14 protein-coding genes are annotated in these 12,909 nt (G+C 40.4%); 4 read left to right on the forward strand and 10 right to left on the reverse strand.

The genetic code is table 11. The features are described from left to right. Positions 1-146: 146 nt before the first annotated feature. The 3 genes from FN960_RS06400 to FN960_RS06410 all read right to left on the reverse strand — a co-directional run bounded on the left by FN960_RS06400 (position 147) and on the right by FN960_RS06410 (position 2,798). Positions 147-1,691: a catalase gene (locus FN960_RS06400; RefSeq protein WP_143848063.1), complete on the reverse strand. Its 1,545-nt coding sequence runs from the start codon at positions 1,689-1,691 to the stop codon at positions 147-149. A 137-nt stretch (positions 1,692-1,828) separates the two neighbouring features. Next, positions 1,829-2,326 (reverse strand): GNAT family N-acetyltransferase, encoded by a 498-nt coding sequence (locus FN960_RS06405; protein ID WP_143847864.1) that lies wholly within the window; start codon positions 2,324-2,326, stop codon positions 1,829-1,831. A gap of 103 nt (positions 2,327-2,429) precedes the next feature. Next, the gene (locus FN960_RS06410) at positions 2,430-2,798 is read right to left on the reverse strand and encodes a winged helix-turn-helix transcriptional regulator (RefSeq protein WP_143847865.1); all 369 of its coding nucleotides are present in this window, start codon (positions 2,796-2,798) and stop codon (positions 2,430-2,432) included. A 188-nt stretch (positions 2,799-2,986) separates the two neighbouring features. Between FN960_RS06410 and hxlA the strand changes: the two genes are divergently transcribed. Then, entirely contained in the window at positions 2,987-3,619 is a 633-nt protein-coding gene (gene hxlA / locus FN960_RS06415; RefSeq protein ID WP_143847866.1) for a 3-hexulose-6-phosphate synthase, read from the forward strand. A gap of 3 nt (positions 3,620-3,622) precedes the next feature. Beyond that, entirely contained in the window at positions 3,623-4,180 is a 558-nt protein-coding gene (gene hxlB, locus FN960_RS06420) for a 6-phospho-3-hexuloisomerase (protein WP_143847867.1), read from the forward strand. A gap of 49 nt (positions 4,181-4,229) precedes the next feature. On the opposite strand, the gene FN960_RS06425 is transcribed toward hxlB, so the two are convergent. After that, positions 4,230-5,186: an ABC transporter substrate-binding protein gene (locus FN960_RS06425; RefSeq protein WP_143847868.1), complete on the reverse strand. Its 957-nt coding sequence runs from the start codon at positions 5,184-5,186 to the stop codon at positions 4,230-4,232. 145 nt (positions 5,187-5,331) lie between these two features. On the opposite strand from FN960_RS06425, the gene FN960_RS06430 reads away from it, so the two are divergent. Together FN960_RS06430 and FN960_RS06435 are read left to right on the forward strand one after the other, a co-directional pair. Further along, complete coding sequence (locus FN960_RS06430; RefSeq protein WP_143847869.1) at positions 5,332-6,924, forward strand: ABC transporter substrate-binding protein; 1,593 nt, start codon at positions 5,332-5,334, stop codon at positions 6,922-6,924. A 100-nt stretch (positions 6,925-7,024) separates the two neighbouring features. Then, positions 7,025-7,780 (forward strand): IucA/IucC family C-terminal-domain containing protein, encoded by a 756-nt coding sequence (locus tag FN960_RS06435; protein ID WP_143847870.1) that lies wholly within the window; start codon positions 7,025-7,027, stop codon positions 7,778-7,780. 293 nt (positions 7,781-8,073) lie between these two features. On the opposite strand, the gene FN960_RS06440 is transcribed toward FN960_RS06435, so the two are convergent. The 6 genes from FN960_RS06440 to glsA all read right to left on the reverse strand — a co-directional run bounded on the left by FN960_RS06440 (position 8,074) and on the right by glsA (position 12,859). Then, on the reverse strand, positions 8,074-9,141 hold the full coding sequence (locus tag FN960_RS06440) for an LLM class flavin-dependent oxidoreductase (RefSeq protein WP_143847871.1): 1,068 nt from the start codon (positions 9,139-9,141) through the stop codon (positions 8,074-8,076). A gap of 182 nt (positions 9,142-9,323) precedes the next feature. Beyond that, on the reverse strand, positions 9,324-9,827 hold the full coding sequence (locus FN960_RS06445; RefSeq protein WP_143847872.1) for a GyrI-like domain-containing protein: 504 nt from the start codon (positions 9,825-9,827) through the stop codon (positions 9,324-9,326). Positions 9,828-9,875: 48 nt separating this feature from the next. Further along, on the reverse strand, positions 9,876-10,355 hold the full coding sequence (locus tag FN960_RS06450; RefSeq protein ID WP_143847873.1) for a GyrI-like domain-containing protein: 480 nt from the start codon (positions 10,353-10,355) through the stop codon (positions 9,876-9,878). 30 nt (positions 10,356-10,385) lie between these two features. After that, positions 10,386-10,757 carry a VOC family protein gene (locus FN960_RS06455; RefSeq protein ID WP_143847874.1) on the reverse strand — a complete coding sequence of 124 codons (372 nt, stop codon included), beginning with the start codon at positions 10,755-10,757 and terminating at the stop codon, positions 10,386-10,388. Positions 10,758-10,834: 77 nt separating this feature from the next. Continuing rightward, complete coding sequence (locus FN960_RS06460; RefSeq protein ID WP_143847875.1) at positions 10,835-11,551, reverse strand: RNA polymerase sigma factor; 717 nt, start codon at positions 11,549-11,551, stop codon at positions 10,835-10,837. A 378-nt stretch (positions 11,552-11,929) separates the two neighbouring features. Beyond that, positions 11,930-12,859, reverse strand: a complete 930-nt coding sequence (gene glsA, locus FN960_RS06465; protein ID WP_143847876.1) for a glutaminase A — start codon at positions 12,857-12,859, stop codon at positions 11,930-11,932. Positions 12,860-12,909 lie beyond the last annotated feature (50 nt).

Raw genomic sequence — 12,909 nt, forward strand, 5'->3', positions numbered from 1 at the left:
TAGAGAGGTGCAGTCACAAATTGCGTGGCTGTGCTTTTTTAATTGCCGCTTTTTTAGCTGCGCGTGGGGCTTCCCGCCGATTCCTCCTCTCTCCCCTACACAAATAGAAGCAGCGAACACAATGTGTTCACTGCTTCATTACATTTTTAATACGGACTAGACGGCTCGCTTAGCTCTTGTGCTTCTTTTACTGCAGATGATTTGTAAGGATCTCCTTTAGCTGCCTTTTCTAGTCCTTCTTTGACTCTGCGGCCATATTCTTCATTGGCCTGGGTGAGATTGTCCACCATTTGCTTCTGGACTCGTTGATCAGCCTCAAAAATTCCTGAGACAAGGTTTTTGATGAGCTCGTCTTTTTCCCAGTCTGATAAGCGTTTGTAGGTTTCACCGGCCTGCCCGAAGTTATTTGGTCGGTCGATTGGGGCTTGAACGACTTTGCCGCTTACTTCCGGTTCATGCGGCTTACCATTTCGATCTGCTTCCTTTAACCCTTCCACAGAGGGTTCAAAGTTAATATGTGGGTTGTGGGATGGCGGTGTGTCTACATGATAGGCCATCTGTCCATCTCGTTGATTGGTCGCTACCCTTTTCTTAGGAGCATTGATTGGCAGCTGCAGATAGTTGGCGCCGACGCGGTGACGTTGCGTATCTGAATAGCTAAATGTACGCCCCTGTAACATCTTGTCATCAGAGAATTCTAGCCCGTCCACTAAAACACCCGTTCCAAATGCCGCTTGCTCTACTTCCGCAAAATAATTCTGGGGATTTTTATTTAAAGTCATCTTCCCAACTTTATGCCATGGAAACTGATCCTTATACCAAAGCTTTGTGTCATCAAGTGGATCAAAATCCAAATTTGGATGCTCATGGTCTTCGATGATTTGCACATATAACTCCCACTCAGGAAAGTTCCCTTCCTCAATCGCATTGTACAAATCCTCGGTCGCATGGTTAAAATTTTCTGCCTGAATTTTTTCGGCTACTTCCTGGGTGAGATTCTTGATTCCCTGCAAGGGCTCCCAGTGATATTTCACCAGCACGGCCTTACCTTCTGCGTTCACCCACTTGTATGTATTAACGCCTGAGCCTTGCATCTGACGGTAATTTGCAGGAATGCCCCACGGCGAGAAGAGGAAGGTAATCATGTGTGTGGCTTCAGGACTTTGAGAAATAAAATCAAAAATCCGCCCGGGATCTTGGAGGTTTGTGACCGGGTCTGGTTTGAAGGCATGAATGAGATCGGGGAATTTCATCGCATCTCGAATAAAGAAAATCTTGAGGTTGTTCCCGACTAAATCCCAATTTCCATCCTCCGTATAAAACTTCACGGCAAACCCTCGTGGGTCGCGTAATGTTTCAGGTGAATGGGTACCGTGGGTCACTGTAGAAAAACGGACAAATACCGGGGTTTGTACCTCTGTATTGGTGAACACCTTAGCCCGCGTGTAGTTGGAAATTGGATCATCTCCAACCTTTCCATAGGACTGAAAAAATCCATGGGCACCAGCACCACGACCGTGCACCACACGCTCAGGTACTCGTTCTCGGTCAAAGTGACTGATCTTTTCAAGAAAATCATAGTTTTCTAATGTTGATGGTCCTCGATTCGTGACTGTTTTGATGTTTTGATTATCAAGAATAGGTTGTCCTTGACGATTTGTTAGGGTTTGATCCGTTTCATTTGCTGCCATACGCTGATCATGTGCATCACCGTCGTGACTCGCACTCGTTTCGGGATTCTTTTCCATGTTATAACGCCCCTTTTATTGGTCAATTTTGGATCGCACTTATTGTTGACCAAATTCGGCGTATTATTCTTGAGAATTTGTTAAATCTTCTTTTCCATAATGTAATCATCCATCACAAAGCCATTTCCGATCTCTTTCACCTCGGTGCGTATTAGTTCAAAGCCTTTTTTCTTATATACTTCTATCGTATGTGTATTTTCACGATTAACAGTAAGCCAAATCGCACCTAAGCCTCTCTGCCTACAAAGCTCTTCCAAATAAATAAGAGCTACACTAGCATACCCCTGACCCCTATACTGCTTTAGCAAATATAGCTTACTTAAAAATAGCTTACCGACCTCTTCTTTTACGCCTATATACCCTATTGGCACACCACGTAGATTCAAATCAAAGTACTCGTACCCTTCGTGATATATCTGTTTTTTTACAGCTTCTGCAGATTGAAACTGCTGAATCATATAATCAACCTGTTCTTTTGTAATAATCCCTATATAGTGTTCATTCCAGATACCAATCGCTAATTCGGCTAATGCCCCTATTTCTTCGTCGGTTTGGACAGTAGAAATTTCTATAATCATTCCTTCATCTCCTTCATCAATAACTCCATTATACGCCCATAAAAAAAAGAGCTAAATACATAATGTATTTAACTCTTGTCTTCTTGATATGTTCATTTATAACTCAATTTTCATTTACGGACGCTGTATCATGTGTCGGCTCTAATATATTCTCAATGTAGTCTTTGCCCCATTCATACATCGCATCCAAAATTGGCAACAAAGTTTCGCCATGCTTTGTAAGCGAGTATTCAACTTTTGGTGGAACAACCGGGTACACTTCACGATGCAAAATTTGATGGTCCTCAAGCTCTCGGAGTTGAGTCACAAGCATTCGCTGAGTGATGCCAGGCATAAGTGTCTTTAGTTCACCAAAGCGTTTTGTTCCTTCTTTTCCTAAATGCCAAAGTATCAGCATTTTCCACTTACCTCCGATGACAGAAAGAGTCAGCTCTTTTTCACAAATAAATACCCGATCACCTAAGTTTGGCATGGGAATCACCCCTTTTTCCTAGCGTACCATACAGTATACTTTTTAGCACTATGTGCGATTAAAATGCGTACTTACATAATTGATATGTACTTAGTATACTGTGTCTCAGACAGATAAATAAGATCATCAGTAGTTGAAGTTGATCTCGTTATGCGTCAAATCAGATTTTCAGAAGGAGATCATTTATTATGAAATTACAATTAGCATTAGACCTTGTAAATATACCCCAAGCCATTGAACTTGTAGCTGAAGTTCAAGACTCAATCGATATCGTAGAAATTGGTACACCTATTATAAACAGCTTAGGACATGAGGCAGTGCGTGCTATGAAAGAAGCCTATCCAAATCTAACTGTACTCGCAGATGTAAAAATCATGGATGCTGCTGGTTATGAAGTGCAACAAGCATCTAATGCAGGCGCAGATATTGTTACCATTCTAGGTGCTGCAGAAGATAGCTCAATCCGTGGTGCTGTGAAAGCAGCTAAAAAAGAAGGTAAAGAAATCTTAGTTGATATGATTGCCGTTAAAGATATCGAAACACGTGCAAAAGAATTGGATCAGCTTGGAGCAGATTACATCTGCGTTCATACTGGGTATGACCTTCAAGCAGAAGGCAAAGATTCTTTCGAAGACCTTCGTAAAATCAAAACAGTTGTCAAAAATGCAAAAACAGCAATTGCAGGCGGTATAAAGCTTGAAACCCTTCCAGAAGTGATCAAAGTCGGGCCGGATCTTGTGATTGTTGGTGGTGGCATTACATCCAAAGAGGATAAAAAATCAGCTGCACAAGAAATTAAAGCACTTATCAACCAAGGTTAATACATGAATATAACTAACTACCTAGAAGAGATCATCCACGAGCTGCAACATACCACTCAAGCAGTCTCAGAAACTGAAGCTGAGCAACTAGTGGATGCTATCCTATCCGCCAAAAAAGTATTTGTAGCTGGGGCAGGCCGCTCTGGATTCATGGGTAAATCATTTGTGATGCGTATGATGCATATGGGCATCGATGCCTATGCGGTTGGTGAAACGGTTACGGCCAACCTTGAACAAGGGGATTTATTAATTGTTGGAACAGGATCTGGAGAAACCAAAACCCTGATCCCATTAGTTGAAAAGGCGAAAAGCCTTGGAGGTACTGTGACCGCAGTCACTCTATCTCCGCAATCAACAATTGGAGAGCTTGCAGATCTGAATGTTATCCTGTCTGGAGCGCCTAAGGATAGACAAGATGTTCATTACGAAACGATTCAACCTATGGGCTCACTCTTTGAACAAACCTCTCTCCTTTTTTACGATGCAGTCATACTGCGTTTTATGGAGAAAAGAGAACTTGATTCTAAACAAATGTATGGCAAACATGCAAATCTTGAATAGCAAAAAAGAAGCAGGCATTCATCATGTCTGCTTCTTTTTATTTGAGTATCTAATTTAACTCCTCAGCAATCTCATCAACAACAATATTAAGCGCAATCGGTGAATAGTATCCAACCCATAATGCTGTGTCTTTTTCATAAACTTGGTCTTCGGTAACGGCCTTTAGTCCTTTCCATACAGAAGTGTCCATAAAATCTGCTGTTAGTTCTGCATTGGTAGCATCTTGAAGTAGGAAGAAGTGGTCAGCATCCATTTCAGGTAGGATTTCAATAGAGATCATGGAGCTTGTGTCAGCTTGCCCCTCTGCCAATTCAGGAGGTGTAAGTCCCAAATCATTATACAAAATTTCTGCCGTCCGATGATCGGTTGTATGAAGTCGGATCATATCGTCTCTCGGACGAATTAGAGCTACTGTCTCTCCCTCCATCTTATCTGCCAACTCTTCTTTTAGTCCACTTACTTTTTCATTGTAGTCATCCACAATTTTTTGCGATTGTTCCTGTTCATCTAATAGTTTTCCTATATTTAGCTGCACGTCTTTCCAGTCCTCCATGCGGTCAAATACAAGAGTAGGAGCGATACTATTCAGTTGATCATACATATCTTCATGTGCATCCGTCGCGATAATGAGATCGGGTTCAAGCGAAAGAATTTGTTCAACATTAGGCTCTTCATAGGTTCCAAGTAATGTAGGATCACCTGGTAGCTCACCTAGATACTCAGGAAGTCCTTGATCAGTTCCTGCATATACCGTTCCAATTGGCTGTTTGCCCAATGCTAATAGATGATCTAGATATTGTACATCAAGGACCACGATATCCTCTGGTATTTGATCGAAGGTGATTTCACCTTTAAGATGATCAATCGTCACTTCACTTTGTGATGAAGACTTTGCTTCTGCCTCAATTTCTTGTTGATCATTTTCCTCGTCTGATTGATTTGCACATGCCCCAAGCATCAAAAGAATTCCTGCTAATAGATTTATGGTCCATCCTTTTTTTATCATTTTAACGATCCCCTCTAATCTAATTGATATTGATAATCATCTCCACTTATACTACTATAAAGGTGCAATCCTTTACCGTCCATGGACATTCCCGTTGTACCATGTATGATAACGACACATTTGATTAGAAGGAGGGGATATTCTCATGCAAACGAACGAAAACCTCAAAAAAGATTTGTCAGCTTTTTTATATACATTAGAAAGTGCTACTTATTTTGAAACAACATCAACTTTAAAACAAGAACAAGCGCTTCATAGCTTGATTATTTTAAAGGAGCCGACTGGATGGATTGATCTAAACGGAGATATCCACCATATTGATGAGGACTCCATCTTTTTCTTACATGCTGACATACACAAACAGCAAATGATTCAGTTCCAACAACGTGTGTCCGGGTATCACTTTCAGTTTTTTTCATTAAAAGATAAAGGAAAAGGAAACTACGAAGCTAGCTCTCTTGCTTGTCCGCAAAAGCTAGTCACGGCTCAATCTTTATTACTCCAATCAAAAGCACAAGAAGTCATGAATCACCAAACTCAGGACAAGATGATGAGCAATATTCTATTTCAGACATTAATACACACCTTACTTAACGAACTAAAAATCGAAAAATCTGTATCGATTGAACAACTTATTCACAAAAGCAGAGAATACATCGACAACCATTACCAATTAGAAATCACTCGCGAACAGCTTGCTCAAATGACTGGACTGAACGCTGATTATTATTCAAGAAAGTTCAAACAACGCTATCAAAAAAGTCCCATCGCTTACTTAAATGATGTGCGACTGCGTCAAGCTAAACAAAGATTGATCCAAACAAACGAACCGATTCGTTCTATTGCGAAACAGGTTGGATTCAGTGATGAGTTTTATTTCAGTCGAAAATTTAAAGCAAAGGAAGGCTCTTCGCCTACCATTTATATCAATAAATTAAAACAATCAAACCGTGTTGCTTCTCTTAATCACCTTGTCACTGGTCACTCCATAGCACTTGGCTTAGAGCCATACGCAGCCATTAGGAATGATTCCTTTCCAATTACGATCAAATCTATTGAGATTGGTCATCATCAGCCTAACCTAGAAAGACTGTTTACTGTAAAGCCAGATCTCATTGTACGATGTGCAACAGCAGATCAAAAGCAAACTACTAAAGACGAATTGTACAATCAGATTGCACCTACAGTCACCCTAGCATTCCAAGACAGCTGGCAAAAAAATTTAGGTATTGTTGCCCGTCTAGTAAATAGAGAACAAGAGGCTAAGACCTTTTTGGAAACCTACCATCAAAAAGCTGAAATCGTTAGTAAACAAATAAAACAGAGCATCGGGAGCGGGAGCGTTTTAATACTCGGAATTGGAGAAGGCTCACTTTGTATATATGGCAAGCGGAATCTTGGTACCGTCCTTTATAACGACTTACACATCTCACAGGCTTCTGGTTTTGAAAACATTGATCATTTGAAAGTCATTTCTCTTCATGAATTGTCGATGATCAACCCTGACCATATATTGCTAACCATCTATAGAGATAAACATAGACTTCCTAGTAAACAGGCCATTCGTAAACAATTGCTGCAGCTACAGCAAAGTGCTGAATGGGCCTCTCTACGTGCAGTCAAACATAACAGAATCTATTCTATTTTGGACACGAATCATTTATATACGAGCTATAACGCATACTCTAACAGCCTATTTCTTAATAAAATGAACCAGCTACTAGTTAACGGTCAGTGAATAAAGTCTTAAATGTTCAGCAAAATCTCGTAAATGTCTATGTTCAACTTTTGCCTACTAACGAATAATGAATAATAACAGTTAGCTAGGAAGGTGAATTATGGCAATTAAGACCTCACAAATGGAACAACTTAAGCCTTTTAGCATTCTTCCCTGTGGCGCGAAAGCAGAGGGTTTACCAGCTAGTCATCTATTGGACGAAGAACTATGTCGTTCGTTTCTTTCTCAATATATGCTAGATATCAAGGCACCTAATCAAAGGGTTGCTGCCTCATTATTTATGAAGCAATACGCTAGAATAACCGTTGCAGCAGCTCTTTATCACATAAGCTTATATAATGGATTTGTATCTTTACCTATTGAACGATGTCTGTTTAGTAAAGACCGTACATTGCATATTCAACAAGATGAATGCGAGTGGATAGAATGGGACTGTGGAGATCGTGAAACGTGGCTAACGGAGATGTTGCACCCACTTTTTGCAGAGCACTTAACTCCTATGATTTTGGTGCTCCAGCGAGAATCTAAGCTTCCATCAAAAATCCTTTGGGAAAATGTAGCCGTGCGTATAAACTCTTTTTATCGCAAGATGTTGACACAGGAGCTTACCCCTGTAGAATCTACACAGATCAAGGATGACTTTCATTTCCTCAAAGAGGCAAGCGGAGACCTTTTTCAATTAAAAAAGAACCCCCTAGCTACCTTCTTACACTTAGAAACTGAGGCCTGCACACGTCGCACCTGCTGTATGTATTACTTAATGGGTAAAAATGAGTACTGTGGCGTATGTCCACTACCTAAAGAGGCTGGGACAAAAGTAATTAAACATAATGAAAAGACGAATGATCCTAAGTGAATTCATTCGTCCTTTCGTATTTTATTATTTTAACAAGCGTAAGGAGAACCCGAGACTCCTGTGGAAAAGAACGAGTCTGAAGACATCGAAGTGGTGGTTTTCCGCTTCGAGGGCTGAGGCCGTTCCCACGGAAAGCGAGGGATTCTCCTGGAGCGGATTTGTTGCAATGTTCGTGTTTTAAGTGAAGGTTTTATGTTTTGTCTCAGCCTGTTAGTATATTTGGCTCTAACAATTGAAAAATCTAGTTTATGAAATCCCTATTTCTACTTCTGTTAAAGTTTTATAGAAGTGTCCTACTCTTCCTTCTTTTTTGCTGTATACTTTCGAATCGCTGGCAGAATTTTTGTTCCAATTAACTCAATATTTTTCTCCAGCTTGTCAAAAGGTACGCCACCAAAGTCCATTTGCGCGACATATCGTTGGTGCCCATACAACTCGTGTTGATAAAGGATTTTCTCTATGATTTGATCAGGGCTGCCCACATTAATGATACTCCGGCTGTCAGCTCCCTGGGCAAAATGGTGCTCTGGAAAACCTCCTCCGTTGGTACGTTTCATACCTTCATTGATATGTGGATAGTACTCTTTGAGAGCCTGCTGTGTGGTTTCAGCCGCATAAAAGAAACCCGCTGTGGCCACAGGCAGCGTCGCAGGATCAATTCCTTTTTCTGTAGCTGCCATTCTGTAGGCATCAATCGTTTGCTTAAATGCTTCGGCAGGCCCGCCAAGATGGGCCATAAACATCGGCACTCCGGCATGCCCGGCTTTGATCGCACTGGCTGGTGATCCACCTACCGCGCGCCAGATTGGAAGCTTTCCACCTACTGGTCGAGGAAGAACCTTGGCATCTTTTAGTGGGGCTCGAAACGCTCCACTCCAATTGACCGTTTTCTCTGCATTAATTTTACGCAGCAAATCAAATTTCTCTTCATATAACTCTTCATAATTGTGTAGCTCATAACCAAGCAGCTCAAATAAGCCCACTCTTGAAGCCCGTCCCGCTACAATTTCGGCACGCCCTCCTGAAAGCAGATCAATCGTTGAGAAATCCTCATACACCCTCACTGGATCAGACGTACTAATAATCGTCGAGCTACTAGCTATTTTAATTGTACTTGTAGCTTGAGCAATCGCTGAAAGCACAACCGAATGCGCTTGTGTTGCAAAGTACTCCTGATGGCTCTCGCCCACACTAAAAAAATCCAACCCCGCTTGCTCAGCTAGCTGGGCCAAACGGATAATTTCCTTTAATCTCTGTTGTGCCGGAATTCTCTCTCCCGTCCATGGATTTGGCAAATGATCACCTAATGTATATAACCCAAATTCCAGCCCTTTTGCTGGATCCATTCGGTATGTCTCCACTCTTATCACCTCTGAACCATTATACGAGCCGATAGGATAAAAGAGCAAAAAATACCTTCTAACCATTACCCCTATCTTTTTTAGAAAAATAGTCACTGTGATTAAATCTGAACAATAACTTAAGCTAATTCAAAATCACAGCAGTAAGGAGGACTTCTCTACGGCTGTGATTTTTCTTGTAACTATTCAATTTTCTTTAGTTGGACAGGGATTAGAATGTTGAATCCTGGTCTTTCGGATAACACATCGTCATACGGGTGAATTTCCACCTTGATAGGCAATGGATCATACGTTTCAATTTCCGGATCTAGATATGGTTTATACGTTTGATTCTCTCGAAAGAACTCTGCCACTTGGTCGTAAGCTGTAGATAAGTCATCTTCTTTTTTATGAATAAACTCAGCATACGAATTAGCAGGAAGTCTAATTGGCTGCATACCTTCAAGTAGAGGACCAAAATCCAGTACTTCCATTGCGGCGTAGTAGGTAAATCCATCTGGACGGTCATGAATGCTTATACCAAGAGCCTGATTTGGATTAGCAAGCTGCGGGATGAAATCCGAGAATTTTTTTAATGTAGTAATCGTATGATGAATATCCCCTCGAATTGCTTCGTCAAAGGTACCGCTCCATTTATACCCGACAGCTAGAATGTCTTTTCTGACTTTTACTAAAGCTGAGTTCATCTGTTCCCCTCTTTACCTGCTATTTTATTTAAACAAACGTTTCATTAATTATTTGTTCTCACCAATTGGAATAAGAATCTCTGCTTTAAATTCATGCATATCATCCTCAGGATAAAAAATTTCAACTGGCATTGTATTGTTTAAATGAATTTGACTAAAGCCCTTCTCTGCCATCCAAGTAAATAGACGTTCATAGCCTTCTCCTATGGTTTGGTTAGAGCATTGTATTTTTGCATAACGCACTTTAGGCAAGCTAAATCCTATCATTCCCTCGGGTACATCTTTAATCTCTGAGACTTCCACGCAAGAAAAATAGGTTGCAACAAAGTTATTGCACATGTATGGGCTGAATATGACATCTCTCTTTTTAGATTCTCTAATCTCATGGACACGTGATTCGAAATCCAGCTGCAGGTTGATGGCTGCTTCAGGGAAAGCATTCGGAAAATTAGCGGTTGTACTTACTCCAACAAATTGAAAAGATGTGGTGATCGTTTCACACGTAAATGTAGCGACAGCTTGATTCATCTTATTTTCCTCCATATCTATTTATAGACTTTATACATCCACAATGATAGAAAATTGATTATCCTCACAATCAAAGAAGTCAAATCCTTTAATCGGTCCATGTTCTCTAATCTCTGTGACCTTTACACTTTTCTTTTTTAATTCAGAATGATAGTCTTCTAAATTTTCTACCGTGAAATTGTAAAAACTGTTTTCAAAACCAGTATGGTCAGGAAATGTAAGCTTTGGCTTATTATTTACCTTTACAAGAGTAACGTATTGTTTCTGTTCGTTAAAATAAAAATCAGCTCCTTGGTGCTCTGGCCATACACCAACTAAATTCAATCCAAAGGTATTTTCATACCAGCTACTGGCAGTCTGCACATCAAATACTGGAATGAACACCGCTCCTATTCGAACCATCTCTTCACCTCCCTCATCAGTTGTTATAGATACTAACGAAGAAAGAGACAGGTTTCTTACATTCTCCTTGTATTTATTTATATTTCTTTACAAATCGAAATTAGGTTTCCTTCAATATCTGTAAATAGAAAACAAAAAGTACGAGCAGAGTGTTGCTGTGTAATAGTGATTTCTCTCGCTGCTATAGTTACATATGTATCGTAAATTAGTTGAACATCTCTTTTTCGAAAGCCATCCATAAATTTCTCAAATTGCTCAGGCTCGATCATCTGTTGGTTTTCTTTGGACCTCTTTGGCGACATTCCTTTGTTTAACAGCTTGATTGAAACATTCTTTAATTTTTCACGCGCCCGATGGACACTGGTATGAACAGCCGATTCACTGTCACCTAATAAGCTTGCTGCTTCTTTTCCAGTAAATCGGAAAACATCTATTAATAGAATTAAAACAAACTGCTTTGGTGACACATAAACAGATAAAAGCTCCAGTGTTTCTCTGACTAAATATTCAGCTGGGTATTCCCCTTTTACTTGCTCTTCCACATATTCTTCTGTCGGTAGCTTCTTTTTTCTTGCGTAATCAATCCATGTATTTCTAGCTATTTTATATAAGAAAGATTTTGAGACATTACGATGTTGGTCTTTCCCCATAGCTACATAACATTTTAAAAACGTTTCTTGCAACAAATCCTCTGCTTCCCACGGACTAGAGGCTAAATAGCGACAATATACCTTCAAATCGCTATACCAATTGAGCATTAATTGATGGTTCATCTCCACACTTTTTCTGTTCATGCTTCCCTCCCCGAGAGTAAGTTAATGAATATTCAGATTTTTAACGCTGGAAAATTTACTGAAAATGATTCTGTGCCTTTATTTTAACAAAACAGGTTGGTTTTGAGGGGGGCGTAGAGATGTTTTTTGTTTGTTCTTATGTTTATTCAACCTTTCAGAAGGTAAGACAGACTAGATTGGTATCAGTAATTTGATTGGAGTCCGATCCCTGACCAGGACCTTACCTTTAGTTTCAATGACATTCCTTCCCTACCGCACAGTAAGATAGTGATGCAGGAAATTAAATTGAAATGACATTGTAAACATAGATAAACCGTTCTGCTTTTGCAGGACGGTTTAGTTGTACCTAAAGTTTTTGATAAAGCTCTCGTTGTTTTTTTAAAACATACTCAACGAATACTTCTTCGACATCATTTCTAGTAGCCTGATCCCAGCTATACTGTTCCCTTTATCATCTAGTGATGGCCCACAAATACCGATTCCGCATGTGCGTGGCAGTGAACCCATAATGCCTCCTGCTACACCACTTTTTGCCGGAATACCTACTTTAATCGCAAATTCGCCAGAGGCATTGTACATACCACATGTCACCATAAACGTTTTTGCGATACGCGCAAAATCTCGCGGAATAATTTGTTCACCTGATACAGGATCTGCGCCATCCATCGCTAACACACATCCAATCCGAGCGAGGTCTAAGCAATTCATCTCGATGGCACATTGTTTCGTGTATAAATCCATTAGATCTTCCACTGGTTCATCAATGACACCGTGCTGCTTCATAAAGTAACAAAGAGAGCGGTTTAAATGACCAGTTTTAAGCTCCGATTGAGCAATGATTTGGTTATAGTTAATGGATGGGTTCCCTGAGAGTTTTCGAATAAAATTCAACAAACGCTCTAGTCTATCCTCTACCGTATCCCCAATAATCATATGAGTAATAGCAAGCGCACCTGCGTTAATCATTGGATTTAAAGGTTTGGATGGTTTGTTGGTCTCAAGCTTGGCAATGGAATTAAACGGATCACCCGTCGGCTCCTGGCCTACGTGATCAAATACATACTCCTCCCCACGATCCATTAAAGCGAGTGCTAGTGTTAGCACTTTTGAAATGCTTTGTAATGTAAAATTCTCCTCCGTATCCCCGGCTGAATAACAGCGCCCATCCGGATAATACAATGCAACTGAGAGCTTATCTTGATTTGCGTGCGCAAGAGCAGGAATATAATCGGCAACATGTCCATCCACTGTCAGTTGCCTCGCCTCTTCAACCAGTCCTTCTAGTTCCTCACTTGAATGACACTGCATAATTGTGGCCTCCTATCCAGGATTACTTACTATTATCTAATAAAAATGCA

Origin of the sequence: Alkalicoccobacillus porphyridii (genome assembly GCF_007293315.1) — a bacterium.
Lineage (GTDB): Bacteria > Bacillota > Bacilli > Bacillales > Bacillaceae_D > Alkalicoccobacillus > Alkalicoccobacillus porphyridii.